Here is a 25,686-nt window from a genome sequence, read left to right as displayed (position 1 = left end):
TGGGTTGAGGCGTGGAGTTCACCTCGACTACCGGCGAGCAGAAGTACGCCGCCCTCGTGCGGGCCGCCGCCGAGACCATCGTCGGGCTCGACTTCGACGGCACCCTCTCGCCGATCGTCGAGGACCCCTCGCAGGCGCACATCCACCCCGATGCCCCCCAGGTGCTGCTCGACCTGGCCCTGCAGGTGGCCGCGGTCGCCGTGATCACCGGTCGCCCGGCGCGACAGGCGCTCGACCTGGGCGGGCTGGAGGAGGTCGGCAACGCGATCGGCGACGCGGGCAAGGAGCTGTACCTGTTCGGGCAGTACGGCAACGAGCGCTGGAGCTCCACCAACCGGCGCGTCATCGGCCCCCGCCCACCCGCCGGCCTGGCGAGCTTCGAGCGCGAGCTTCCCCGCGTGCTGCGCCGCGCTGAGGCCGCCGACGCGCACCTCGAGGACAAGGTCCTCTCGGTGGCCGTCCACACCCGCAGGCTGCCCGACCCCGAGGCCGCATTTCGCCGGCTGCTGCCCGAGATCCAGGAACTGGCCGCGCGCCACGACCTGGTGGTCGAGCCGGGCCGCCAGGTGATCGAGGTCCGCTCCGACGGCATCCACAAGGGCCTGGTCGTCGAGCGGCTGGCCGAGGAGCTCGGCGCGGGCGGCTTCCTCTTCGCCGGCGACGACCTCGGAGACGTGGAGGCCTTCGAGGCGGTCGCCACCCTCGACAAGCAGGGCCTGGCCACGCTCCTGGTCTGCTCCGCCTCCGACGAGGAGAACCGCCTCATGGACCTCGCCGACGTCGTGGTCCACGGCCCCGAGGGCGTCATGGAGCTGTTGCGCCAGCTCGCCGACGACGCGGCGGCGCTGCGGGCGTAGTGGGTGTGAGATTCACCGGGTGCCCGGTGAATCTTGTGACTTCTGGGGCCAAGCCCGCGGACGGACGCCCCCCTGGCCGCTGCATCATCGGCAGGCGCCCCCGCACCACGGCAGGCACGAAACTCGCGCTTCTCGTACGAAGCTTTGTCGGGGAGGCGTGAGTTTCACCGGGCACCCGGTGAAACTCACGCGCGTCGCCACCGGCGTTCGCCCACGACGAACAGCGGAACACCGAGTGCGGACCGGAGGTTGAGTCGATCACGCTCAACGTTTTTGACTCTCCGTGAAAGAGGCGCCACATGTCCGTGACCAATCTGCCTGTGCTGTTCGTCAGCGACCTCGTCGTGCTGCCCGGCATGGTCGTCCCCATCGAGCTCGACGAGGCCGCGCAGGCCGCGGTCGACGCCGCGCGCGCCGGTAGCGAGAACCGGCTGCTTGTCGCCCCGCGGCTGGAGGACCGCTACGCCTCGTACGGCGTGGTGGCCACCGTCGACCGGGTCGGCAAGCTCGCGGGCGGGGCGCCCGCGGCAGTGCTGCGCGCCGAGACCCGGGCGCGGATCGGGGCCGGGGTCACCGGGCCCGGTGCCGCGCTGTGGGTCGAGGCGGAGCCGGTCGAGGAGACCGTGACCGAGCACGTCCGTGAGCTGGCCGAGGAGTACAAGCGCCTGGTCGTGGCCGTGCTGCAGCGCCGCGAGGCCTGGCAGGTGATCGACTCGGTGCATCGGATGACCGACCCGAGCGCGATCGCCGACGCGGCCGGCTATGCGCCGTACCTCAGCGACGAGCAGAAGCGCGAGCTGCTCGAGACCCCCGACCTCGAACGGCGGCTGGAGACGGTGATCGGGTGGACGCGGGAGTACCTCGCCGAGGCCGAGCTGACCGACAAGATCGGCGCCGACGTGCGCGAGGGGATGGAGAAGACCCAGCGCGAGTACCTGCTGCGCCAACAGCTCGCCGCCATCCGCAAGGAGCTGGGGGAGGGCGAGCCGGACGGCTCGGACGACTACCGTGCGCGCGTCGAGGCCCTGATCGAGCGAGGGGTGTCTGACGCTGTGGGCCAGGCGCTGCTGCGCGAGGTCGACAAGCTGGAGCGGTCCAGTGACCAGAGCCCCGAGACCTCCTGGATCCGCACCTGGCTGGACACTGTGCTCGACCTGCCCTGGTCGGTGCGCACCGAGGACAGCACCGATGTGGTCGCGGCCCGGGCCGTGCTCGACGCCGACCACCACGGGCTGGAGGAGGTCAAGGAGCGGATCGTGGAGTACCTCGCCGTGCGCTCGCGCCGCGCCTCCCGCGGCCTCGAGGTGGTCGGCGGCCGCGGCTCCGGCGCCGTGATCCTGCTCGCCGGCCCGCCGGGAGTGGGCAAGACCTCGCTCGGCGAGTCCGTCGCCCGGGCGCTGGGGCGCAACTTCGTGCGGGTCGCACTTGGCGGCGTTCGCGACGAGGCCGAGATCCGCGGCCACCGGCGCACGTACGTCGGAGCGCTCCCGGGCCGCATCGTGCGCGCCATCAAGGAGTCCGGCTCGATGAACCCGGTCGTGCTGCTCGACGAGGTCGACAAGGTCGGCGCCGACTACCGCGGCGACCCCGCCGCGGCGCTGCTCGAGGTGCTCGACCCGGCGCAGAACCACACCTTCCGCGACCACTACCTCGAGCTCGACCTGGACCTGTCCGACGTCCTCTTCATCGCGACGGCCAACGTCGTCGAGCAGATCCCCGGAGCCCTGCTGGACCGCATGGAGCTGGTCACCCTCGACGGCTACACCGAGGACGACAAGGTCGCGATCGCCCGCGACTTCCTGCTGCCGCGCCAGCTGGAGCGCGCCGCGCTGACGGGCGACGAGGTGACGGTCACCGATGCGGCCCTGCACGAGCTCGCGGCCGACTACACCCGTGAGGCGGGAGTGCGGCAGATGGAGCGGCTGATCGCCAAGGCGCTGCGCAAGTCGGCGACCCGGCTCGCGACGACCGACGCCACGACGGTCTTGATCGACGTGCCCGATCTCAAGGACCTCGTCGGACGCCCGCGGTTCACCCCCGAGTCCCACGAGCGGACCTCGGTCCCCGGCGTCGCGACCGGGCTGGCCGTGACCGGGCTCGGCGGGGACGTCCTGTTCATCGAGGCCTCCGCGCACGACGGCGCGGCCGGCCTGACGCTGACCGGCCAGCTCGGCGACGTCATGAAGGAGTCGGCCCAGATCGCGCTGTCGTTCGTACGGGCCCACGCGGCCGACCTCGGCGTCGACGCGAGCTTCTTCGACCGGGCGATCCACGTGCACGTCCCCGCAGGTGCGACGCCCAAGGACGGCCCGTCGGCCGGGATCACCATGGTGACGGCGCTGACCTCGCTCGCCACCGGGCGACCGGTGCGCTCCGAGGTCGGCATGACCGGCGAGGTCACGCTCAACGGCCGGGTCCTGCCCATCGGCGGGCTCAAGCAGAAGCTGCTGGCCGCGCAGCGCCACGGTCTGAGCGAGGTGTTCGTGCCGCTGCGCAACGAGCCGGACCTGGACGACGTCCCGGACGACGTCCTCGAGACGGTCACCGTCCACGTCGTCGGCGACGTCCTCGACGTGGTCCGCGGCGCCCTCGTGCCGGCCCCGGCGGAGAGCCACGCCGCCGCCGCCTGATCGACCCGTCACCAACTGCACCCACCCGCCGCTGACCCGTCAGAAAGTTTCTGACGGGTCAGCGGTCGTTGCGGTGAGTTGGTGACGGGTCACCGGGAGGTGTCTCAGTGTGTGGGCGGGGGGTCCAGCATGCGGACCCGGTGGACGCGTCGGGGGAGGCGCCCCGTACTGTTTCCACCAGCTCATCAAGAGGGACTGAGGGTACGGCCCAGTGAAGTCCCGGCAACCGCCGCGTGCTCCCTGCCATCGCGCAGTCGCGGAAACGGTGCTAATTCCGTCCCGTCGCGAGGTACGTGCCGGGGAAGATGAGAAGGAGGATCCATGAGCGCCGTCATCGCCGAGCAGGTCACCGGCAACACCCCCGACAACACGCCGGGCACCACCCCCGGCATCCGCGAGGGCGCCTTCGGCAACGCGCGGGCCCTCATCTGCCGCGAGTGCGGCCACGAGGTCGAGCTCGGCCCGCACTACGCGTGCATGGAGTGCTTCGGCCCCCTGGAGATCGCCTACGACTTCCCGGTCGTCACCCGCGAGGAGATCGAGGCCGGGCCGCGCAACATCTGGCGCTACAAGGCGCTGCTGCCGGTGCCGACCGACATCGAGCAGAGCCCCAACATGGAGCCCGGGTTCACCCGGCTGCTGCGGGCCCGCAACCTCGGTCGCGAGCTGGGCATCGAGACCCTGTGGGTCAAGGACGACAGCACCAACCCCACCAACTCCTTCAAGGACCGCGTCGTCGCCTGCGCGCTGAGCGCGGCCACCGAGTTCCACTCGAAGGTCTTCGCCTGTCCGAGCACCGGCAACCTCGCCAACGCGGTGGCCGCGGCCGGCGCGCGGGCCGGGATCAAGACCGTCGTCTTCATCCCCAGCAACCTGGAGAAGCCCAAGCAGGTCAACTCCGCCGTCTTCACCGAGTCCCTGGTTGCCGTCAACGGCAACTACGACGACGTCAACAAGCTCGCCTCCGAGATCGCCGGCGAGGAGGACGGGTGGGCGTTCGTCAACGTCAACGTCCGTCCCTACTACGCCGAGGGCTCCAAGACCCTGGGCTACGAGATCGCCGAGCAGCTCGGCTGGCGCCTGCCCGACCAGATCGTCATCCCGGTCGCCTCGGGCTCGCAGCTGACCAAGGTGCACAAGGCCTTCCAGGAGCTCGTCAAGCTCGGCCTGGTCGAGGACAAGCCCTACAAGGTGTTCGGCGCCCAGGCGGAGGGCTGCTCCCCGGTCTCGACCGCCTACAAGGCCGGCACCGACGCGATCCGCCCGGTCAAGCCCGACACCATCGCCAAGAGCCTGGCGATCGGCAACCCCGCCGACGGCATCTACGTGCTCGACATCTGCCGCGAGACCGGTGGCGCCGTCGAGGACATCACCGACGACGAGGTCCGCGACGGCATCGTGCTGCTGGCCCGCACCGAGGGCATCTTCACCGAGACCGCCGGCGGCACCACCGTCGGCGTCCTGAAGAAGCTCGTCGAGAGCGGCCAGCTCGACCCCACCCTCGAGACCGTCGTGATCAACACCGGCCATGGCCTCAAGACGCTCGACGCGGTCGCCGACTCCGTCGGTCCCGCCGCCACCATCGACCCGTCGTACGCCGCGTTCGTCAAGACCGGCCTGGCCTGAGCCCCACCCCACCGAACCAGGAGCCCCACCCGTGAGCGTTTCCGTCCGCGTCCCCACCATCTTGCGCACCTACACCGGCGGCGAGTCCGAGGTCACCGCCCAGGGGACCACGCTCGCCGAGGTGCTGGACGACCTGGAGGCCTCCTACTCCGGCATCAGGGCGCGCATCCTCGACGACAACGGCGCGCTGCGACGCTTCGTCAACGTCTACGTCGGCAACGACGACGTGCGCTTCCTCGACGACCTGGCGACCCCCACCCCCGACGGCACCCAGGTCTCGGTCATCCCGGCGGTCGCGGGGGGCTGAGCGCGTCGCGCCGGCGCTCCAGGTGCCGGCGCTCCGCCTCGTTGTCGCACGCCGCCAGCGCGTCGTCGTACGCCGCGCGGGCGGCGTCCGCGTGCCCGGCACGCGCCAGCAGCTCGGCGCGTACGGCGGGCAAGCGGTGGCCGGCCAGCCGCAGGCCCTCCAGTGCCGCGAGGCCGGCCAGCGGCCCGTCCGCCTCCCCGACGGCGACCGCGCGGTTGAGCCGGACCACGGGGGTGTCGGTGAGCGCCAGCAGCTCGTCGTAGTGCCGCACGACGCGCGGCCAGTCGGTGTCCTCGGGCCGCGCCGCGATCGCGTGCTCGCCGGCGATGAGCGCCTGTAGCAGCAGCGGCGTGGCGGGACCTCCGGCGAGCGGGACCAGCAGGGCCAGCCCCTCCGCGGCCTCGTCGTGGTGCCAGCGGGTGCGGTCCTGGTCGGGCAGCAGCACCAGCTCGCCGTCCACGACCCGGGCGTCGCGGCGCGAGTGCTGGACCAGCATCAGGGCGAGCAGCGCGTCGGCCTCGCGGCCCGGTGCCAGCTCGCGGACGACCCGGGCCAGCCGGATGGCCTCCGCGGCCACGTCCGCGCGCAGCACGTCGGCGCCGGAGCCGGGCGCGTAGCCGGCGGTGAACGCCAGGTAGGCGACGTCGCGCACGCCGGCCAGGCGGCGGTCGAGCTCGGCGCCGCTCGGCAGCCCGAAGGACGCGCCGGCGAGGCGCTTGCGGGCGCGCGTGAGGCGGGCCGCCATGGTGGGTGCGCTCACCAGGAACAGGCGGGCGATGTCGGCCGTGGACACGCCGAGGACCAGGCGCAGGGTCAGGGCGGCGGCCGCCTCGGGGGCCAGGTCGGGGTGGGCGCAGAGGAGCACCAGCCGCAGGCGCTCGTCGGCGAGCGCGGCGGGCACGCCGGGATCGGCCATGACGCGCTGGGCCTCCTCCGTCAGGCCGGCCTCGACGGCCAGCAGTGGCAGCGTGCGAGCGGCCACGGCCTCGGCGCGCAGCCGGTCGAGGATGCGCCGGCGGGCGGCGGTCAGCAGCCACGCCGCCGGGTTGTCCGGTGCGCCGGCCCAAGGCCAGGTGCGTGCCGCCGCCTCGAAGGCGTCGGCGAGGCCGTCCTCGGCCAGGTCCAGGCGCCGGTACCGCGCGACGAGGAGGGCGAGCAGGCGCCCCCACTCGTCGCGCAGCACGCGCCCGAGGGCCGCCTCGAGAGCGCCGTCGGAGGCGCTCAGTCGAAGACCACGTCCAGGACAGGGCGCACCTCGACGGTGTACGCCGGCGGCAGCAGTGCGGCCGCCTCGAGCGCGGCCTCGTGCGACGGCAGGTCCACGAGGTAGAAGCCGCCGGTCTGCTCGACGGTCTCGGCGTAGGGCCCGTCGGTGACGGCCCGCGTCGGGCCCGGCCCGAGCGTCCTCGCCTCCGCCGGCGAGGCGAGGGCCTCGCCCGCGACGATCGTCCCGCGCTCCTTCACGGCCGCGTCGAACGCCTGGAAGCACTCGAACACCGCGTGGCGCTCGGCCTCGTCGGCCGCGTCCCAGCGGGCGAAGTGGTCCTCCTCGGCCATCAGCACCAGGAACCTCATGACGCCGCCTTCGCGCGGATCTCGATGGCGCCCTCGCTGCGGCCCAGGATCCGGCACACCTCGACCAGGTCGTCGAGGTTGGAGGACTCCACGACGTAGAAGCCCGTCAGCTGCTCGGCCGCCTCGGCGTAGGGGCCGTCGGTGACCGTCATCGAGCCGTCCGCGGCGGTCCGCAGGGTGCGCGCTTCCCGCGAGGGGCCGAGCTCGAGGCCGCCGGTGATCGTGTGACCGCGCGCCTCCAGGGCCTCCGAGAACTCCTGGTGCACGGCGTAGACCGCCTGTTTCTCCTCTTCGGACGCCGCCTCCCAGGCGGACTCGTCGCCCGGCAGGAGGATGACGTACGTGGTGCTGCTCTCGGTCATGGGGACCTCTCACTTCGTCGCTGTCGGATTCTGACACCTCGATGACGGGCGAGGCACGCCGCGATCGACAGGGATGACAGTCTTTTCCGCATGACCGCCCCGCTCGTCCTGCTGGCCACCGACCGCGCGCACGCCGAGGGCGAGCCCGGGCACGCCGCGCTCGACGCGGCGTTCGCGGAGCGCGGCATCCGCAGCCGCTGGGCCGTCTGGGACGACCCGGCCGTGGACTGGGCCGAGGCCGCGCTCGTCGCCGTGCGGTCGACCTGGGACTACGAGCACCGCCTGGCCGACTTCCTGGCCTGGGCCGAGGCGGTCGGTCCGAGGATGCTCCACGGCGTCGACGTCTTCGGTTGGAACACCGACAAGGCCTACCTCCTCGACCTCGCCCGGGACGGCCGGGTGCCGGTCGTGCCCACGGAGGTGCCGTCGACCGTGCAGGACCTGCGCGCGGCGGTGGCGCGGGTCCGGCCGGCGGTCGTGAAGCCGCGGGTCGGCGCCGGTGGGCGCGGCCTGGTGGTGGTCGACGACCTGGACGCGTGGTCGCCACCGTCGGACCCCGGCGCCTGGGTCGTCCAGCCGCTGGTGCCCTCGGTGCGCGAGGAGGGGGAGGTGTCGGTGTTCGTGATCGACGGGCGCCCGGTCGCCCAGGTGCGCAAGGTCGCAGGGGAGGGGGACGTCCGGGTGCACGAGGAGTACGGCGGCAGCAGCCACGACACCCCGCTGTCCGAAGAGGCCACGCGGATCGCCCTTGACGCCGTCGGTGCCGCGGCCAAGATCCTCGATCGCGAGCTCGTCTACGCCCGCATCGACCTGCTGCGCCACGAGGGCCGGCTGATGGTCAGCGAGATCGAGGTGACCGAGCCGGGCCTCTACCTGGACGTCCGGCCCGCCAATGGCGGCCTCTTCGCCGACGCGGTCGCGGCCCGGCTCTAGCGCCGTCCTCCAGCGGCAGGCTCACTCGAAGAGCAGGTCGCCGGCCGCCTCGGCCTGCTTGACCTCCCTGATCTCGCGGGCCAGGGCCTGGGCGACGTCGGCGTCGGTCGCGTCCAAGTCCAGCGAGGCCGCGATCAGCTTGGTGGCCGCCTCCGCCAGCTCTGCGGCCGTGTTGCGGGTGAGGGCGACCAGGTCGCTGCCGAGATCGCGGAAGGCGTCGTAGGGGCCGTTCGGCCCGATCCCGATCCCCTCGGGACGGCGCCACTCGCCACGGCCGCCGTCAGCGCCGGCCACCAGGAGGCGGGCCCCGTCGACGTCGTCGGAGACGAGCTGGCAGGTGGCGGCCAGCTGCTGCATGTCGTTGCGGTTATGCTGGATCGTCCCTGGGCCGCCGACGTCCTCGCCACCGCCACGGGGGTACTCCGGCCGGCTGATGTCGAACGAGGCGGGCGACTGGCGGATTGCCGCGGAGGCGTTGGTCAGGGCCTGCCTGATGGCGGTCTCGTCCTCGACCGGCGTCCTGAGCAGCGTGGTCTTGGCGTCGGCGATGGACTGCATCATCGACTCGAGGTTCGACCCCTTGAACTCGAGCTCCTTCTTCGCCGGCGCGTCGGGCCACAGGTCGGCGATCAGACCGCCCACGGCGCCCAAGGCCGCCAAGGCGGCGGTACCCGGCCCCCCGCTCAGCGAGGCGATGGTGAGCAACGCGCCGCCCACGGCGAAGTGACCGCCGCCGGGGCCCTGGCCGGCCGACTGCACGCCGGCCAGCGCGTTGAGCGAGGCGAGCGCGTTGGCCGCGAACGTCGCGATGTCCTCGCGCAGCTTGGTGAACACCGCGGTCTGGCCCGCCGCCGCCATGCCCATGGTCGCCGCCAGCGCGGCCTGAGCGTCGAGGATCGCACCGAGGCGGTCGGCATAGGCCACCCGGAAGGCGTTGATGGTCCGCGAGGACAGTCGGTAGCTGTAGCCGTGGACGGCGTTGACCCGCTGTGACAGCGCCGCGTTGTTCAGGTTCAGCGAGGAGCCACCGCCGGCCGGGAGCGACGTGGTCGCGCCTTTCGGGGTCAGCTTCTCCGCGGCGTCCATCGACCGGCTCTCCTCGAACATGAGGCTGGCACCGGAGGGCACGTCCTTCAGGCTGGTGAAGATGGCGTCCACCTGGCCTCGGATGTTGCCGAAGGCGGCGCGGAAGTCGGCGTCGAGGTGGTTGACCAGGAAGTCCGGCATGCCGCCACCCATCGAGACGTCGCCACCGCCCTCCCCGTCCTCGCCGGGACGGGTGCAGTACTGCGGCGCCCCGCGCCCCGACCCGCGGTAGCGGTAGCGATCGCCGTCGATCTCGTAGAAGTTGGCCTGGTCGGTCATGTAGACGTCGATGGCGGCCCGCTTGATCTTCCCGATCAGCGACTCCAGCTCGTAGTAGTTCGACATGGTCTTCCCCACTTGTGGATGTTCAACGACGCCTACCCCGCCGTCCTCCGGGCAAAACTCCGTTTCCGAGCCTCGCGGCCGGGGAAAGGAGCGGTCATGAACCTGCCGCTGTGGGTGCCCTGGGTGCTTGCCCTGACCCTGGCGTTTCCGGTTGCGCTCCAGTACGCCCCCCGGCCGTCCACCTCGCGGGCCATGCTCGCGCTGACGCTGGTGCCGGCCCTGGTGATGGCCCTGTACGCCGTCTCGCTGACCCTCGACCGGAGCCGGGTCTCGCAGGAGGAGCTCGACGAGGCCGCTCGAGAGGCCGCCGCGGACCTCTCCGGCTCGCTCGGCCCGGTCAACGGTGAGGAGGTGGCGAGTCTGATGGCCGCCGACCTCGGGCGGGACGTCATCAGCGAGCGCGGCGACCTCCAGGTCGCGGACGAGCAGAACGCCGCCTACGTGATCGAGGTGCGCGCGGGGCAGGACGCGCCGGAGCGGGCGTGTCTCGAGGTCAGCCTCGAGCTGCTCGACCAGGACGCGCCGGACCTCCGGCTGGCCACGGTCGAGGCGACCTCCGGGGGCTGTGGCTGAGGGGCGATGCGGTGTCGACTCGAGCGCTCAGTTGTTTGCACTCGCCTTGCCCGAGTGCTAAACATGAGGTTGGCACTCTCCTCATGAGAGTGACAATTTTCCCCGGACCGGGGAGCTGAGGTCCGAAGCGCCGGCGAGAAGGGTTCGCCGGGCAGCCTGATCGTCCGTCGCGGGCAGCGAACCGGTCCGTCCACAGCTCTGAAGTGCGAAGGATCGCAGCAGATATGTCGAAGCTGATCGCTTTCAACGAGGAGGCCCGGCGCGGCCTCGAGCGTGGCATGAACACGCTCGCAGACGCCGTCAAGGTCACCCTCGGTCCCAAGGGCCGCAACGTCGTGCTCGAGAAGAAGTGGGGCGCGCCCACCATCACCAACGATGGCGTGAGCATCGCCAAGGAGATCGAGCTGGAGGACCCGTACGAGAAGATCGGGGCCGAGCTCGTCAAGGAAGTTGCCAAGAAGACCGACGACGTGGCCGGTGACGGCACCACCACGGCGACCGTCCTGGCTCAGGCGATGGTCCGCGAGGGCCTGCGCAACGTCGCCGCCGGCGCCAACCCGATGGGCCTCAAGCGGGGCATCGAGGCTGCTGTGGAGGCCGTCTCCGCGCAGCTCTCCGCCATGGCCGTCGACATCGAGACCAAGGCCCAGATCGCGTCCACCGCGTCGATCTCCGCCGCGGACCCGACCGTCGGCGAGATCATCGCCGAGGCGATGGACAAGGTCGGCAAGGAAGGCGTCATCACCGTCGAGGAGTCGAACACGTTCGGCCTCGACCTGGAGCTGACCGAGGGCATGCGGTTCGACAAGGGCTACATCTCGGCCTACTTCGTCACCGACCCCGAGCGCATGGAGACGGTCCTCGAGGACCCCTACATCCTCATCGCCAACCAGAAGATCTCCTCGGTCAAGGACCTGCTGCCGCTGCTCGAGAAGGTCATGCAGTCGGGCAAGCCCCTGCTGATCCTCGCCGAGGACGTCGACGGCGAGGCCCTGTCCACGCTGGTCGTCAACAAGATCCGCGGCACCTTCAAGTCCGTCGCCGTCAAGGCCCCGGGCTTCGGTGACCGCCGCAAGGCCATGCTGCAGGACATCGCGATCCTGACCGGCGGCCAGGTCATCTCGGAGGAGGTCGGCCTCAAGCTGGAGTCGACCGGCATCGAGCTGCTCGGCCAGGCCCGCAAGGTCGTCATCACCAAGGACGAGACCACCATCGTCGAGGGCTCGGGCGACGCCGACCAGATCGCCGGCCGGGTCAACCAGATCCGCGCCGAGATCGAGAAGTCGGACTCCGACTACGACCGCGAGAAGCTGCAGGAGCGCCTGGCCAAGCTGGCCGGCGGCGTTGCGGTCATCAAGGTCGGCGCGGCCACCGAGGTCGAGCTCAAGGAGCGCAAGCACCGCATCGAGGACGCCGTTCGCAACGCGAAGGCGGCCGTCGAGGAGGGCATCGTCGCCGGTGGCGGCGTGGCGCTCGTGCAGGCTGCGGTCGTCGCGTTCGACAAGCTGGACCTCAAGGGCGACGAGGCGACCGGTGCCAACATCGTGCGCGTCGCGACCGAGGCCCCGCTCAAGCAGATCGCGATCAACGCCGGCCTCGAGGGTGGCGTCGTGTCCGAGAAGGTGCGCAACCTGCCTTCCGGCCAGGGCCTCAACGCGGCCACGGGCGAGTACGTCGACATGATCGCCGAGGGCATCATCGACCCGGCGAAGGTCACGCGCTCCGCGCTGCAGAACGCCGCCTCCATCGCGGCGCTCTTCCTCACCACCGAGGCCGTGGTGGCCGACAAGCCGGAGAAGGCGGCGCCCATGGGCGGCGGCGACCCGACCGGCGGCATGGGCGGCATGGACTTCTGACGGCCCGCGTCCCCGCGGCGAAGCCGCAGGGACGCGATCAGGCCGGCAGGTTGAGGAGCGTCGGCGCTCACCCGAGCGAAGCGAGGGGAAGCGCGACGCGTCTCGAAACCCAGCCAGCTCTGCAGCACAGCACCACCGAAAGGCCCCCGGTCACAGACCGGGGGCCTTTCCCCTTCTCCGCTCGACCGACGAGGGCGCCGCCGGCGCCCAGCCGAGTACACCTAGCGCCAGCGGAAGGACACGACCACCGGGTCGATGTCGGCGCGCCGCTCGTCGAGGCTGTCGGCGCGGCTGTGCTGGAAGGTCAGCCGGTAGAGGAACTTGCCCTTCTGCACGAACCACGACTCCTCGGCGAAGTAGAGCCCGGTCCCGGTGTTCTTGTAGACCCCGCGCACCCGAGCGGCCTGGGCGCCGTCGAGCCAGCCGGCCGGGAGCTCGTCCTTGGCCACGAGCTCGATGTCGGCGTTCTTCTCGGCCAGGGACTCCACGGCGGCCATGGCGACGATCTCGAGCAGGGTGAGCGACTCCAGCGGGAAGACCGGCTCCGTGCGCTCGAGGAAGACCGAGGAGTAGTAGCCCTCGTAGTCGGAGTAGTCGCGCGACCCGACGCCGTTGGGGATGTTGGTCTGGGTGACCCGGCCCCAGCCGGCCGGCGCGCGCATCTCCGCCTTGCCGACCTGCAGCTTGATCCCGGTGGCGGGCGGCACGGCGGGGTACGTCGGCGTGGGTCCCGTGCTCGTCGGCGGCGGCGCCGGCGGCGTGGGGCTGTAGGTCGGCGCCGTGACCGACGGTGACATCGCCTCGGTCGGCTCGGTCGGCTCGGTCGGCTCGGTCGTGGGGTCCGAGGCCGTGGGCTCGGAGGAGGAGGTCGAGGTCGTGCTCGGGTCGTCACCCGGGCCGCGAGTGGCGACCGCGGCGACGGTCCCCGCGATGAGGGCCACCGCGGCGACGACGGCACCCACGACCAGCGCGGTGCGGTGCCGCTTCGGTGCGGGCGGCGGCGGCGGCCGGAACGGCAGCATCGTCGGAGCGGCCGGATGCGACGGGTGCGACGGGTGCGACGGCTGAGCGGGGTACGCCGGTCGCGGCGCCGAGGGCTGGGAGGGGTGCGAGGGCTGAGACCGCGGCGGCGCAGGCGGCGGGGGGCCGGGGGAGGTCGCCCGGTCGGGGACCAGTGGCGGGTGCGGGGTCGTCTGCGCGAGCCGCGCCAGCTCCTGCAGGCCGGTGCGCATCGCGTTGGCCGAGGGGTAGCGCTGGGCCGGCTCCTTGGCCATGGCCTGGCGCAGCACGTCGTTGACGGCCCGGGCGACCGGCGAGGTCGGCGCCAGCTGCGGCACCGGGTCGCTGAGGTGGCTCATGCCGATCTGCACGTCGCTGCCGGCGTACGGCGTGGAGTTGGTCAGCGCGGTCCACAGCACGCAGCCCAGGGCGTAGAGGTCGGCGCTCGGCGTGGCCGGCTCGCCGCGCAGACGCTCGGGGGCGAGGTAGGCGAAGGTGCCGGCGACCGCGCCCGGTGCGGTGAGACCCGGGCTGCGGTCCTGGGCGATGCCGAAGTCACAGAGATAGGCGAAGACGTCGGCGCCGTCGACGTTGCGCAGCAGGACGTTGCTGGGCTTGAGGTCGCGGTGCACGATCCCGGCCGCGTGCGCGTCGGCCAGCGCCCAGGCGACCTGCGCGGCGATGTGGGCGGCCGGGGCGGTCGGGACCGCCCCGTGGCGACGCATGGCCTCGCTGAGGTCGCCGCCGGCGACGTACTGGGTGGCGATGTAGAGGCAGCCGTCCTGCTCGCCGTGGTCGTAGACCTGGATGATGTGCGGCGAGTCGAGGCGGGCCAGCACGGACGCCTCGTGGGCGAATCGCCGCCGGTAGTCCGGCTGCTCCGCGAGCTCGGGGGCCAGCACCTTGAGGGCCACGGTGCGCGCGAGGCCGCGCTGCTCGGCGGCGAACACCACGCCCATGCCGCCGCGGCCGAGCGTGCCCGTGATGCGGTAGTCGCCGAACTGCTCGCCCACCGAGGGGAAGCGGGCCATCGTGTCTCCTCCGTCGCGGGCGGTCCGGCGAGGGGAACCTATCCGCTGGGAGGGTGTTCGAAACCCGGCGGGGTCGCTGGGGGACGTGCGGGTTTACGCGGGGGCGGCGTGTGTGAGGCTGGGGGTGTGGCCGACGACGACCCCCGCGCCGCCGAGCGCCGCGCCCGGTTCGAGGCGCTGGCGCCCGGACTGATCGAGCCGTTGCGGCGGTTCCTGGCCCGCCGTACCGACCACGCGACCGCCGACGACGTGCTGGCCGAGACCCTGCTCGTGTGCTGGCGGCGCCTCGACGACGTGCCGCAGGACGCCGCCCTGCCGTGGGCGTACGGCGTGGCGCGCCACTGCCTCGCCAACGCGGAGCGCTCCGCGCGCCGGCAGGTCCGCGTGGCCGGGCGGGTGGCGACGCTGGACCGTCCCGCGCAGACGCAGCCCGGGCCCGACGAGATCGTGGGGAGCGGTGACCAGCGGCTGGAGCAGGCGCTCGCGGGGCTGACCGCGACGGAGGGCGAGCTGATCCGGCTCTGGGCCTGGGAGCAGTTGACGCCGGCCGAGATCGCCGCCGTGCTCGACCTGACGCCCAACGCGGTCAGCATCCGGCTGCACCGCGTCCGCGAGAAGCTCCGGGGCATCCTGCGAAAGAGCGGAGCCGCTCCCGGACATGAGGAGGCGACGGAAGGGAGGACCCCGTGAACGACGACGAGCTGCGACAGCGGCTGCAGGCCGGCGACCCGGCGTCCGACCTGCCCCCGGCGGACCCCGCCTGGGTGGCCCGACTCCTGGAGGACACCATGAACGCCGACCTCGACGAACCCGCCGACGACGGGCAGCACGAGCAGCACGAGCTGCCGGAGAGCCGCGAGACCGGCACCCGCAACCGCAGCCCCCTCACCTGGCTGGTGGCCGCGGCCGCGGTGCTGCTCGCGGCGGTCGGGGTCTTCGCCCTGCTCGGCAACGACCCGGAGTCCGACAACGTGCCCTCGGCCGGGCCGAGCGCCCCGGCGTCGCAGCCGCCCACGGTCACCGAGCTCACGGCGCCGCCGCCGACCTCGGCGAAGTGCCTGGCGCCGAACGCCGAGACGCTGGCCACCGCGGAGGTCGCCTTCTCGGCCACCGTCGAGTCGGTCGCGGCCGACGTGGTGACGCTGGCGCCGGACCGGTTCTACGCCGGGGAGCCGACGGAGCTGGTGGAGGTGAGCTCGCCGCCGGAGCTGATGACGGCGCTCGTGGGGGCCGTGCAGTTCGAGGAGGGCCGCCGCTACCTGGTCAGCGCCAACGGGGGCCAGGTCGCGGTCTGCGGCTTCAGCGGCCCCTTCAGCCCCGCCCTCGAGGCGCTCTACGTCGAGGCGTTCCCGGGGTGAGCCTGGCGGGCCTGCTGCTCGCCGCCGGTGGCGGCAGCCGGATGGGCCTGCCCAAGGCACTCGTCCATGACGGTGCGGAGTCCTGGCTCGCCAGGTCGGTCGCGGTGCTGCGCGCCGGCGGCTGCGACGAGGTGACCGTCGTGCTCGGGGCCGCCGCCGACGAGGCGCTCGGCCTCCTGGACGGGCTCGGCGTCGACGTGGTGATCGCCGCGGACTGGGCCGAGGGGATGGCGGCCTCGCTGCGGGCCGGGCTCGGCGCGCTCCCCGACGACGCCGAGGCGGCCGTCGTCCTGCTGGTCGACCTGCCCGACGTCACCGCCGAGGTCGTACGGCGCGTGGTTGCGGCGGGCGGGGGGACCGGCGTCCTCGCGCGGGCGGCGTACGGCGGTCGGCCCGGCCACCCGGTGCTCCTGGGCCGCGACCACTGGGCCGGGGTCGACGCCACCGCCGTGGGCGACCGCGGCGCCCGCGACTACCTCGCCGCCGCCGGCACGGTGCTGGTCGAGTGCGGCGACCTGGCGAGCGGCCGCGACGTGGACACCCGCTGACCTGCCCCCCCGTCAGCAACACCCGTCGCCAACCCGCGTCGCCAACCCGCGGCCAACGCGTACCGGGATAGATTCGAGGAATGCAGCCCGCGTCCGCCGCCGCTCTCGCCGCGCAGCTCGGCGGGACCGGGTACCTGTGCGACGACGCCCTGGCGACCGTGGTGTTCCTGGCGCTGCGCATGGAGCGACCGCTGCTCCTCGAGGGCGAGCCCGGCACCGGCAAGACCGCCCTGGCCGAGGCGATCGCCGAGAGCCTCGGACTGCCCCTGGTGCGGCTGCAGTGCTACGAGGGCATCGATGCGACCCAGGCCCTGTACGACTGGGACTTCCCGCGCCAGATCCTGCACCTGCGCGCCCTGGAGGCCGCCGGGGCCGCGTCCGGGCAGGGCGTCGAGGAGGCCGAGAAGAGCCTCTACGACGAGCGGTTCCTCCTCGCGCGCCCGGTGCTGGCCGCCCTGCAGCAGAGCCCGGCGGTGCTGCTGGTCGACGAGGTGGACCGGGCCGACGACGAGTTCGAGGCGTTCCTCCTGGAGGTGCTGTCGACCTACCAGGTGAGCATCCCCGAGCTCGGCACGGTCAAGGCCGCGACGCCGCCGGTCGTGGTCCTCACCTCCAACCGCACCCGGGAGCTGCACGACGCCCTGAAGCGGCGCTGCCTCTACCACTGGATCGACCACCCCGGGCTCGACCGCGAGGTCGAGATCCTGCGCTCGCGGGCACCCGAGGTGCCGGCCGCGCTGGCCCGCCAGGTGGCGACGGTGGTGCAGCAGCTGCGCGACCGGCACGACCTGGAGAAGCCACCCGGCGTGGCCGAGACCCTCGACTGGGCCCGCGCTCTGCACCACCTGAGCGCCTCCGAGCTGGACCTGGAGTCCGCGGCCCGCACGCTCGGCGCGCTCGTGAAGTACCGAGAGGACACCGACCGGGTCCGCCGGGCCCTCGACCAGATGCTGCGGGCATGAGCGACCCTGCGGCGCCGCCGCTGCGCCACGAGGCCGACGAGGTGCTGGTGGGGTTCACTCGGGCGCTGCGGGCGGCCGGCCTGCCGGTCACCCAGGACCGCGCCCGGACCTTCGTGGAGGCGGTCGCCCTCGTCGGCCTGGGCGACCAGCGCGCCACCTACACCGCGGGCCGCGCCACGCTCTGCGGCTCACCCGACGACCTGGTCCGCTACGACCAGGTCTTCACCGCCTGGTTCGACGCTCGCGACGGGCTGCCCCGCAGTCGCTCCGCCCCGCCGTCGGTCCCCGCCCCGTCCGGCCTGCCCGCCGACGAGGGCCCCGGCAGCGGTGAGGCGGCGCAGGAGAGCGTCCACGCGCGGGCCTCGGCCGCCGAGGTGCTCCGCCACCGCGACGTCGCCACCCTCTCCGCCGCCGAGAAGGCCCGGCTCGACACCATGTTCGCCACGCTGCGCCCGCGCGCACCCGTCCGCCGTACGGCGCGGCACCGGGCGTGGCACCGCGGACGGGTGGACGCCTCCCGCACGTTGCGTGCCAGCCTGCGCCGCCTCGGCGAGCCGGCCGCCATCGAGTGGCGCCGCCGTGCGGTGCGCCCGCGGCGGATCGTGCTGCTGGTCGACGTGTCGGGCTCGATGAACGGCTACGCCGACGCGCTGCTGCGCCTGGCGCACCGGATCTCGCAGGGAGCGGGAGCGGTCGAGACGTTCACCGTCGGCACTCGGCTCACGCACCTGACCCGCGCGCTGCACAACCGCGACGTCGCGCGGGCGCTGGTCGCGGCCGGGGAGGCCGTGCCCGACTGGTCCGGCGGCACCCGTCTGGGCGAGACCCTGCAGGTCTTCCTCGACCGCTGGGGCCGCCGCGGTCTGGCCCGCGGGGCGGTCGTCGTGATCTTCAGCGACGGCTGGGAGCGCGGCGACACGGCGCTGCTCGGCGCGCAGATGGCGCGCCTGAAGCGGGTCGCGCACCACGTGGTCTGGGTCAACCCGCACCGCGGCAAGGAGGGCTACGAGCCGGTCCAGCAGGGGGTCCTCGCGGCGCTGCCCCACGTCGACGACTTCGTCGCCGGGCACTCGCTGGCGACGTTCGCGGAGGTCCTGGAGGTGGTGGCCCGTGCGTGACGTCCTGGACGACCTGATGGCGCGCTGGCAGGCCGGCGAGGAGATCGGCCTCGGCACCGTCGTGGCGACCTTCCGCTCCGCGCCCCGCCCGCCGGGCGCCTCGATGCTGGTGACGCCCGACGGGGCCGCGGTCGGGTCGGTCTCGGGCGGCTGCGTCGAGGGCGCCGTCTACGACCTGGCCCAGTCGGTCGTCGCGAGCGGCGCGCCCGTGCTGGAGCGCTACGGCGTGAGCGACGACGACGCGTTCGCGGTCGGCCTCACCTGCGGCGGCATCCTCGACGTGTACGTCGAGAAGGTCTCGCGCGAGACCTTCCCGGACCTCGGGGAGCTGGCCGCCGACATCGAGGCGGGGCGCCCCGTCGCGCTCGCCACGGTCATCGAGCACCCCGACCCCACGCGGGTCGGCCGCCGCCTGGTGGTGCGGGCCGACCGGGCCGCGTGCACCGGAGGCCTGGGGTCCACGCGCGCCGACGACGCCGTCCACGACGACGCCCTCGGGCTGCTCGCCGCCGGCAGCAACGCCACGCTCACCTATGGGCCCGACGGCGAGCGCCGGGGTGAGGGCATGCGGGTCTTCGTGTGGGCCTTCGCCCCCAAGCCGCGGCTGCTGGTCTTCGGTGCGATCGACTTCGCCGCCGCGGTCGCCCGGGTCGGCGGCTTCCTCGGCTACCAGATCACCGTCTGCGACGCCCGGCCGGTCTTCGCCACCGCCAGTCGGTTCCCCGACGCCCACGAGGTGGTCGTCGACTGGCCGCACCGCTACCTCGGGGCCGAGCAGGCCGCCGGGCGCCTCGACGGCCGCACGGTCATCACCGTGCTCACCCACGACCCGAAGTTCGACGTCCCGCTGCTCGAGGTGGCGCTGCGGCTGCCGGAGGTGGCCTACGTCGGGGCCATGGGCTCGCGGCGTACCCACGACGACCGGATGACCCGCCTGCGCGAGGCGGGGCTCACCGAGGAGGAGCTCGGCCGGCTCTCCAGCCCGATCGGGCTCGACCTGGGCGCGCGCACCCCCGAGGAGACCGCGATCAGCATCGCCGCGGAGATCATCGCCGGCCGCTGGGGCGGCAGCGGGGAGCGCCTGGCGGCCACCGAGGGGCGCATCCACCGCGACCTGGACCGCGTCGACGGGGCGCCGTGATGCGGGCCCCGGGCTGGGTCGCGCTCCTGCTGCTGCTGCCGCTCGCGGCCTGCACCACCGACACCGAGGAGCCCGGGGTGCAGCCGGGCGACCGGGCGCCGACCTCGTCAGCCAGCCCCTCGGCCAGCCCCTCGGCCAGCGCGTCGGGTACGCCGTCGCCGGTCGCGCCCTCCGAGACCCTGCCGCCGGTGCCGGACCCGCGCTCGCTCCCGGCGCTGATGCGCGAGGACTTCCGCGCGAGCCGGATCCGCTACGGCGAGGTGATCGAGCAGACCGACCGCTACACCCGCTACCAGGTCACCTACCGCAGCGGCGACCTGACGGTCTCGGGCATCCTGCTGCGCCCCCGCGGTCGCGGCCCGTTCCCCGGCATCGTCCTCAACCACGGCTACATCGAGCCGGCCTACTACGCGCCGGGGCAGGGCCTGGCCCGCGAGCAGATCGCTCTGGCCGACGCCGGCTTCGCCGTGCTGCACACCGACTACCGCGGCCACGCCGGCTCCGACCCCGCGGGCGAGCTCTCCCGGCAGACGCGCCTGGGCTACACCCGCGACGCCATCCACGCCGTACTCGCCCTGGAGCGCGAGCCGTACGTCGACGAGGACCGGATGGCGATGCTCGGGCGCTCGATGGGCGGCGGTGTGACGCTCAATGCCCTGGTCGTCGCGCCCGGTCTGGTGGACGCGGCCGTGATCTACGCGTCGGTGTCCTCGCGCTACCTCGACAACCTGCGCCACTTCGTCGAGCCCGAGCGCCCCGACGAGGTCACGGCGCTCTACGACGCGCTCGGCACGCCGCGGTCGGCGCCCGAGGTGTACGCCGGCCTCTCGCCACGGAGCTACTTCGACCGCATCACCGAGCCGGTCCTGGCGCACCACGCCGACACCGACGAGACCTGCCCGTTCCCGTGGGCCGTCACCACCGACCGCGCCCTGCGCCGCGCCGGCGTCGACGCCCAGCTGGAGGTCTACCGGGGCGAGGCCCATGCCTTCTCCTTCGACTGGCAGCGCTCGATGGACCGCACGATCACGTTCCTGCGCCGCCGGCTCGGCTGAGGCTCGCCTCCGGGGTCCGCTCGGCGACTGTGATGCAGGTCACCTGCTGGGTGTTACGTTGGCGCGGAGACCAGATCGGGGATCACCATGGCGCTCGGCGAGCTGCGGGACCGCAAGCGCGAGGCCATGCGCGCCTGGACCACCTTCGTCGAGTCCGGCGACCTGGCCGCGCCCGTCGTCCGCCCCGAGATCCTCTCCAGCTGGACCCGCTCGACCGCCGCGATCACGCCCGACGTCACCGAGGCGCCCCTCGCCGACGAGGACGAGACCGCGTCGATCTGGAAGGACTCGCCGCTTCAGGTCGCGGTCGAAAGCGTCGAGGCCGAGCTGCGCCGTACCGCCGAGGACGGCGACCTGGTCCTCGCCGTGACCGACGCCGACACCCGCATCCTGTGGACGTACGGCGGTCGGGTGATGCGGCGCAAGGCGGAGACGGTCAACTTCGTGGCCGGCGGTCGCTGGGACGACGAGTCGGTGGGCACCAACGCACTGGACCTCGCCAACCGGCTGGGTGAGCCGGCCATGGTGTTCAGCGCCGAGCACTACGCCTCGATCGTGCACAGCTGGGTCTGCTGGGCCGCGCCCGTGGTCGACCCGGCCACCGGCCTCCAGCTCGGGGTCCTCGACCTCTCGACGACCTGGGACCGCACCCACCCCATCGGGCTCGCGACCGCGCGGGTCATGGCGCGGCTGATCGAGTCCGCGGTGCCCAGGTCGGCGCACCACCCCTCCGCCCGCGCCGACGAGCCGACCCAGGACCCCGGCCTGGTGATGACCCTGCTGGGCACCGCCGAGGTGCGCCTGGACGGGCAGCGGCTCCTGCTGAACCGCCGTCAGACCGAGATCCTGGCCCTCCTCGCGCTGCACCCCGAGGGGCTCTCGCTCGACCAGCTCCACGCCCTGGTCTACGGCGACCAGGCGGTGACGTTCTCGACCCTCAAGGCCGAGGTGTCCCATCTGCGCGCGGCCCTGGGCGGTCAGCTCTCCTCGCGCCCCTACCGGCTCCTCATGCCCGTCGCCACCGACGTCGAGCACGTGCTGACCCTGCTGCGCGGCGGCCACGTCGCCGCCGCGGTCGACGCCTACGGCGGCGACCTGCTCCCCGGCACCAACTCACCGGCCCTCGGGGACCTGGCCGAGTACGTCGCCGTCGCCGTCCGCGAGGCGCTGCTGGCCGACCCGGTCCCCGACGCCGTGGTCCGCTACAGCGAGCTCGCGCCGTACGACACCCAGGTGCTCGAGGTCTGCCTCGCCCACCTCGCCGGCAGCGCCCACCCCGCGGTCCCGCTCCTGAAGGGCCGCCTCGCCGTCGCCACCCGCTGACCCGTCACCAACTTCACCAAATCCCCGCTGACCCGTCAGAAAGTTTCTGACGGGTCAGCGGGACGATGGGACCTACCTTCCGCCAACCGGGGGCTCCTAGCGTGATCGGCGTCACACGCCCACCCACGTGCGAGGGAGTCGTCCATGACCCGAATCAACCTGACCGTCGACGGATCGAGGGTGTCCGACGAGGTCGAACCGCGGATGCTGCTGGTGCAGTACCTGCGCGAGAAGCTCGGCAAGACCGGGACCGTGATCGGCTGCGACACGTCCAACTGCGGGGCGTGCACGGTCCACCTCGACGGGGTCAGCGTGAAGTCCTGCAACGTGCTGGCGGTGCAGGCCGACGGGGGTGAGGTCACCACGATCGAGGGCCTGGCCCAGGACGGCGAGCTGCATCAGGTCCAGAAGTCGTTCCGGGAGTGCCACGGGCTGCAGTGCGGCTTCTGCACGCCCGGGATGATCATGCAGAGCGTCGACCTGCTGAAGACCAACCCGAACCCCTCCGAGCAGGAGATCCGAGTCGGCCTCGAGGGCAACCTGTGCCGGTGCACCGGCTACCACAACATCGTGAGGTCCGTGCAGCACGCGGCCGCGGCCACCGGGGGTGCCCAGTGACGCTCACCGACGACGAGATGACCCAGGCCGAGCCGGACGCCGGCCTCGAGATCGGCAAGGACCGGCGTCGCAAGGAGGACCAGCGGCTGATCACCGGCCGCACGCGATGGACCGACAACCTGGTCCTGCCCGGCATGCTGCACCTCGCGATGGTCCGCAGCCCCTTCGCGCACGCGAGGATCACGAACATCGACACCAGCATGGCGAAGGCCGCGCCCAACGTCGTCACCGTCATCACCGGCGCCGAGGTCGCCGACGAGCAGGGAGGGCTGCCCAACGCCTGGCCGATCACGCCGGACCAGGTGACCCCGAACCACCCGCCGATCGCGGTCGACCGGGTGGTGTTCGCCGGCGAGATCGTCGCCGTGGTCGCGGCGCGTACGGCGGCCGAGGCGCGCGACGCGGCCGAGCTCGTCGACATCGACTACGAGGAGCTCCCGGCCGCGCTCGACCTCAAGGAGGCGGCGGCGGCCACCCCGGAGAACGGCGGAGCGCTCGCGCACCCCGACCTGGGCACGAACCGGTCGGCGCTCTGGACCTTCGACTCGGCCGAGGCCGGCACCGGCGGCAACGTGGACGAGGCGATCGCCCGTGCCCGCACCGACGGCATCGTGATCGAGCGCGAGTACCGCCAGCAGCGCCTGATCCCGGCGTTCATGGAGCCGCGCTCCACGGTGGTGGACCCGACCGGCGAGCAGATCACCATGTGGTCGGCGACCCAGATCCCGCACATCCTGAAGTTCCTGCTCGCGGCGGTCACCGGCGTCTCCGAGTCCAAGATCCGGGTCATCGCCCCGGACGTGGGTGGCGGCTTCGGTGGCAAGCTGCAGACCACCCCGGAGGAGTTCATCACCTTCCTCCTGGCGCGTCGGCTCGGCAAGCCGGTGAAGTACACCGAGACCCGCTCGGAGTCCCTCATGGCCGCCCACCACGGGCGCGACCAGTGGCAGAGGCTCACGCTCTCGGCCGAGAAGAACGGGCGGGTCACGGGCTTCAAGGTCGAGCTGCTGGCCGATCTCGGCTCACACGTCTCCCTCGTCGGCGGCGGGGTGCCGGTGCTCGGCGCCTTCATGTTCAACGCGATCTACAAGTTCCCGGCCTACCAGTTCAACGTCCAGACGGTCCTGACCAACAAGACCTGGACCGACGCCTACCGCGGCGCCGGCCGGCCCGAGGCGACGTACGCCGTCGAGCGGATCATGGACGAGCTCGCCGCCGAGGTGGGCGTGGACCCGCTCGAGATCCGTGAGCGCAACTGGATCACCCACGAGGAGTTCCCGTTCACGACGGTGGCGGGCCTGGAGTACGACTCCGGCAACTACGAGGCCGCGACCGCGCGGGCCAAGGAGCTCTTCGGCTACGACGAGCTGCGCGCCGAGCAGCGCGCCCGCCGCGAGGCGGGGGACCGGGTCCAGCTCGGGATCGGCGTCTCGACGTTCACCGAGATGTGCGGACTGGCGCCCTCGCGGGTGCTGGGCTCGCTCGACTACGGCGCGGGCGGGTGGGAGCACGCGAGCGTGCGGATGCTGCCGACCGGCAAGGTGGAGGTCCTCACCGGGGCCTCGGCGCACGGCCAGGGCCACGAGACGGCGTTCAGCCAGATCGTCGCCGATCGGCTCGGGGTCGCCTTCGAGGACGTGGAGGTCCTCCACGGCGACACCATGGTGAGCCACAAGGGCCTCGACACCTACGGCTCCCGGTCGCTGGTCGTCGGCGGCGAGGCGATCGTGCGGGCCGCGGACAAGGTCATCGAGAAGGCCAGGCCGATCGCCGCGCACCTGCTCGAGGCCGCGGCCGACGACCTGGAGTTCAAGGCCGGCCGGTTCTCCGTGAAGGGCACCGACCAGGGGATGGCGATGGCCGAGGTCGCGCTGGCGACGTTCGCCGCCCACAACCTGCCCGACGGCGTCGAGGCCTCGCTGGACTCCGACGCGACCTTCGACCCGGTGAACTTCAACTACCCGCACGGCACCCACCTGTGCGCGATGGAGGTCGACACCGAGACCGGGCAGGTGACGATGCGCAAGTACGCCGCCTGCGACGACGTCGGCAACATCATCAACCCGCTCATCGTCTCCGGGCAGCTGCACGGCGGCCTGGTGCAGGGCATCTCGCAGGCGCTGTGGGAGGAGGCCGTGTACGACGACTCCGGCACGCTGGTGACGGGCTCGTTCGTCGACTACCTGCTGCCCACCTCGGCCGACACGATCAGCTTCGACCTCGACCACACGACGTCGCCGGCAACGACCAACAGCCTGGGCACCAAGGGCGTGGGGGAGGCCGGGACGATCGCCTCCACCCCGGCGGTCGTCAACGCGGTGGTGGACGCCGTACGGCACCTGGGCGTCAACGACATCCGCATGCCCTGCACGCCGGAGCGGGTGTGGAAGGCCATCGCGCAAGCCCGTGGTGGCGCTGCCGGAGGCGGTGGGCAGGCCGAGACCGTCGGCGCCGCGGCACCGCACTTCGACGAGTCGACCGGCATGGAGGGCACCGTGGACCGCACGACCGGAGGGAGCGACGCATGATCCCCGCACAGTTCGACTACCTGGCCCCGACCACGGTCGAGGAGGCGCTCGCCGCGCTCGGCCGGCACGGCGACGACGCCAAGATCCTGGCCGGCGGCCAGAGCCTGCTGCCGGTGCTGCGGATGCGGCTCAACGCGCCCGAGGTCGTGATCGACCTCGGGCGGATCGACGGGCTGCGCGGCATCCGCGACGACGGCGACGCGCTCGTCATCGGCGCGATGACCCCGCACTCGGTGGTGGAGCACGACCCGCTCGTCGCCGAGCACGCCGCGCTGATCTCCCAGGCCGTCGAGCACCTGGCCGACCACCAGATCCGGCACCGGGGCACGTTCGGCGGGGCGCTCGCCCACGCCGACCCGGCCGGGGACCTCGGCGCGCCCGCGCTCGCGCTCGGCGCGCAGTTCGTGATCGCGGGCCCCGGCGGGACGCGCACGGTCCAGGCCGACGACTTCTTCGTCGACCTCTTCGAGACCGCCATCGGCGAGGACGAGATCCTCACCGAGGTCCGGGTGCCCAAGCACACCGGCTGGGGTGCGACGTACGAGAAGTTCGTGCGGGTCGCGCACCAGTGGCCGATCGTGGCCGTCGCGGCGACGGTGCGGATCGAGGGCGACGCGATCGCCGACGCGCGGATCGGGCTGACCAACATGGGCTCGACGCCGTTGCGGGCACGCTCGGTGGAGGAGGCGCTGGTGGGCCAGCCGGTGACCGAGGACGCGGTGGCCTCAGCCGCGGCGCATGCCGCCGACGGCACCAACCCGCCCTCGGACCTCAACGGCGATGCGGCCTACCGCCGGCACCTGGCCACGGTGCTCGTACGCCGTGCCGTGCTCTCGGCAGCGGGCAGGTGAGCGC

The 25,686-nt window shown here is 72.9% G+C and carries 23 protein-coding genes and 1 riboswitch; of the genes, 18 read left to right on the top strand and 5 right to left on the bottom strand.

Annotated features, from left to right (window positions below; all coding sequences use genetic code 11):
• The first annotated feature begins 11 nt into the window (after nt 1-11).
• The 4 genes from otsB (at nt 12) to LQ940_RS17540 (ending at nt 5,420) form a co-directional block, all read left to right on the top strand.
• Nucleotides 12-857, top strand: a complete 846-nt coding sequence (gene otsB / locus LQ940_RS17555; protein WP_231244191.1) for a trehalose-phosphatase — start codon at nt 12-14, stop codon at nt 855-857.
• A 299-nt stretch (nt 858-1,156) separates the two neighbouring features.
• Entirely contained in the window at nt 1,157-3,487 is a 2,331-nt protein-coding gene (lon, locus tag LQ940_RS17550) for an endopeptidase La (RefSeq protein ID WP_231244190.1), read from the top strand.
• A 179-nt stretch (nt 3,488-3,666) separates the two neighbouring features.
• A riboswitch (SAM riboswitch) is annotated at nt 3,667-3,799 on the top strand.
• 9 nt (nt 3,800-3,808) lie between these two features.
• Entirely contained in the window at nt 3,809-5,113 is a 1,305-nt protein-coding gene (gene thrC, locus LQ940_RS17545) for a threonine synthase (RefSeq protein ID WP_231244189.1), read from the top strand.
• A 31-nt stretch (nt 5,114-5,144) separates the two neighbouring features.
• Entirely contained in the window at nt 5,145-5,420 is a 276-nt protein-coding gene (locus LQ940_RS17540; protein ID WP_231244188.1) for a MoaD/ThiS family protein, read from the top strand.
• Here LQ940_RS17540 and LQ940_RS17535 read toward each other — a convergent pair.
• Genes LQ940_RS17535 through LQ940_RS17525 form a run of 3 tightly spaced genes read right to left on the bottom strand, consistent with a single transcriptional unit; the run spans nt 5,395 to nt 7,357 of the window.
• Nucleotides 5,395-6,603, bottom strand: coding sequence for an RNA polymerase sigma factor (locus LQ940_RS17535; RefSeq protein ID WP_231244187.1), 1,209 nt, complete (start codon nt 6,601-6,603; stop codon nt 5,395-5,397). The two genes, LQ940_RS17540 and LQ940_RS17535, sit on opposite strands and share 26 nt — an antisense overlap.
• A gap of 38 nt (nt 6,604-6,641) precedes the next feature.
• On the bottom strand, nt 6,642-6,995 hold the full coding sequence (locus LQ940_RS17530) for a YciI family protein (protein WP_231244186.1): 354 nt from the start codon (nt 6,993-6,995) through the stop codon (nt 6,642-6,644).
• The gene (locus LQ940_RS17525; protein WP_231244185.1) at nt 6,992-7,357 is read right to left on the bottom strand and encodes a YciI family protein; all 366 of its coding nucleotides are present in this window, start codon (nt 7,355-7,357) and stop codon (nt 6,992-6,994) included. The genes LQ940_RS17530 and LQ940_RS17525 overlap by 4 nt, the downstream gene beginning before the upstream one ends.
• Nucleotides 7,358-7,447: 90 nt before the next feature.
• On the opposite strand from LQ940_RS17525, the gene LQ940_RS17520 reads away from it, so the two are divergent.
• Nucleotides 7,448-8,290 (top strand): ATP-grasp domain-containing protein, encoded by an 843-nt coding sequence (locus LQ940_RS17520; RefSeq protein WP_231244184.1) that lies wholly within the window; start codon nt 7,448-7,450, stop codon nt 8,288-8,290.
• Between the two features lie 21 nt (nt 8,291-8,311).
• Here LQ940_RS17520 and LQ940_RS17515 read toward each other — a convergent pair whose 3' ends face one another.
• Nucleotides 8,312-9,721: a hypothetical protein gene (locus LQ940_RS17515; RefSeq protein WP_231244183.1), complete on the bottom strand. Its 1,410-nt coding sequence runs from the start codon at nt 9,719-9,721 to the stop codon at nt 8,312-8,314.
• A gap of 96 nt (nt 9,722-9,817) precedes the next feature.
• Between LQ940_RS17515 and LQ940_RS17510 the strand changes: the two genes are divergently transcribed.
• Both LQ940_RS17510 and groL read left to right on the top strand, forming a co-directional pair.
• Nucleotides 9,818-10,294 (top strand): hypothetical protein, encoded by a 477-nt coding sequence (locus tag LQ940_RS17510; protein WP_231244182.1) that lies wholly within the window; start codon nt 9,818-9,820, stop codon nt 10,292-10,294.
• Nucleotides 10,295-10,518: 224 nt separating this feature from the next.
• A complete protein-coding gene (groL, locus tag LQ940_RS17505) occupies nt 10,519-12,150 on the top strand; it encodes a chaperonin GroEL (RefSeq protein ID WP_231244181.1) in 1,632 nt (543 codons plus the stop codon).
• Nucleotides 12,151-12,371: 221 nt separating this feature from the next.
• On the opposite strand, the gene LQ940_RS17500 is transcribed toward groL, so the two are convergent.
• The gene (locus LQ940_RS17500; protein WP_231244180.1) at nt 12,372-14,180 is read right to left on the bottom strand and encodes a serine/threonine-protein kinase; all 1,809 of its coding nucleotides are present in this window, start codon (nt 14,178-14,180) and stop codon (nt 12,372-12,374) included.
• Between the two features lie 126 nt (nt 14,181-14,306).
• On the opposite strand from LQ940_RS17500, the gene LQ940_RS17495 reads away from it, so the two are divergent.
• The 11 genes from LQ940_RS17495 to LQ940_RS17445 all read left to right on the top strand — a co-directional run bounded on the left by LQ940_RS17495 (nt 14,307) and on the right by LQ940_RS17445 (nt 25,682).
• Entirely contained in the window at nt 14,307-14,870 is a 564-nt protein-coding gene (locus LQ940_RS17495; protein WP_231244179.1) for an RNA polymerase sigma factor, read from the top strand.
• Nucleotides 14,867-15,538: a hypothetical protein gene (locus LQ940_RS17490; protein ID WP_231244178.1), complete on the top strand. Its 672-nt coding sequence runs from the start codon at nt 14,867-14,869 to the stop codon at nt 15,536-15,538. The genes LQ940_RS17495 and LQ940_RS17490 overlap by 4 nt, the downstream gene beginning before the upstream one ends.
• The gene (locus tag LQ940_RS17485; protein WP_231244177.1) at nt 15,535-16,086 is read left to right on the top strand and encodes a nucleotidyltransferase family protein; all 552 of its coding nucleotides are present in this window, start codon (nt 15,535-15,537) and stop codon (nt 16,084-16,086) included. The genes LQ940_RS17490 and LQ940_RS17485 overlap by 4 nt, the downstream gene beginning before the upstream one ends.
• A gap of 80 nt (nt 16,087-16,166) precedes the next feature.
• On the top strand, nt 16,167-17,048 hold the full coding sequence (locus LQ940_RS17480; protein WP_231244176.1) for an AAA family ATPase: 882 nt from the start codon (nt 16,167-16,169) through the stop codon (nt 17,046-17,048).
• Complete coding sequence (locus LQ940_RS17475) at nt 17,045-18,166, top strand: vWA domain-containing protein (protein ID WP_231244175.1); 1,122 nt, start codon at nt 17,045-17,047, stop codon at nt 18,164-18,166. Before LQ940_RS17480 ends, LQ940_RS17475 begins: the two co-directional genes overlap by 4 nt.
• A complete protein-coding gene (locus tag LQ940_RS17470; protein WP_231244174.1) occupies nt 18,159-19,307 on the top strand; it encodes an XdhC family protein in 1,149 nt (382 codons plus the stop codon). The genes LQ940_RS17475 and LQ940_RS17470 overlap by 8 nt, the downstream gene beginning before the upstream one ends.
• Entirely contained in the window at nt 19,307-20,362 is a 1,056-nt protein-coding gene (locus LQ940_RS17465; protein WP_231244266.1) for an alpha/beta hydrolase family protein, read from the top strand. Before LQ940_RS17470 ends, LQ940_RS17465 begins: the two co-directional genes overlap by 1 nt.
• 87 nt (nt 20,363-20,449) lie before the next feature.
• Nucleotides 20,450-21,685 (top strand): helix-turn-helix domain-containing protein, encoded by a 1,236-nt coding sequence (locus tag LQ940_RS17460; RefSeq protein ID WP_231244173.1) that lies wholly within the window; start codon nt 20,450-20,452, stop codon nt 21,683-21,685.
• A gap of 144 nt (nt 21,686-21,829) precedes the next feature.
• Nucleotides 21,830-22,303 (top strand): (2Fe-2S)-binding protein, encoded by a 474-nt coding sequence (locus LQ940_RS17455; RefSeq protein WP_231244172.1) that lies wholly within the window; start codon nt 21,830-21,832, stop codon nt 22,301-22,303.
• The gene (locus tag LQ940_RS17450; protein WP_231244171.1) at nt 22,300-24,831 is read left to right on the top strand and encodes a xanthine dehydrogenase family protein molybdopterin-binding subunit; all 2,532 of its coding nucleotides are present in this window, start codon (nt 22,300-22,302) and stop codon (nt 24,829-24,831) included. Before LQ940_RS17455 ends, LQ940_RS17450 begins: the two co-directional genes overlap by 4 nt.
• Nucleotides 24,828-25,682: an FAD binding domain-containing protein gene (locus LQ940_RS17445; RefSeq protein WP_231244170.1), complete on the top strand. Its 855-nt coding sequence runs from the start codon at nt 24,828-24,830 to the stop codon at nt 25,680-25,682. Before LQ940_RS17450 ends, LQ940_RS17445 begins: the two co-directional genes overlap by 4 nt.
• The last annotated feature ends 4 nt before the right edge of the window (nt 25,683-25,686 follow it).

Origin of the sequence: Nocardioides sp. cx-173 (genome assembly GCF_021117365.1) — a bacterium.
Lineage (GTDB): Bacteria > Actinomycetota > Actinomycetes > Propionibacteriales > Nocardioidaceae > Nocardioides.
This window is presented reverse-complemented; position numbering and strand designations above follow the sequence as displayed.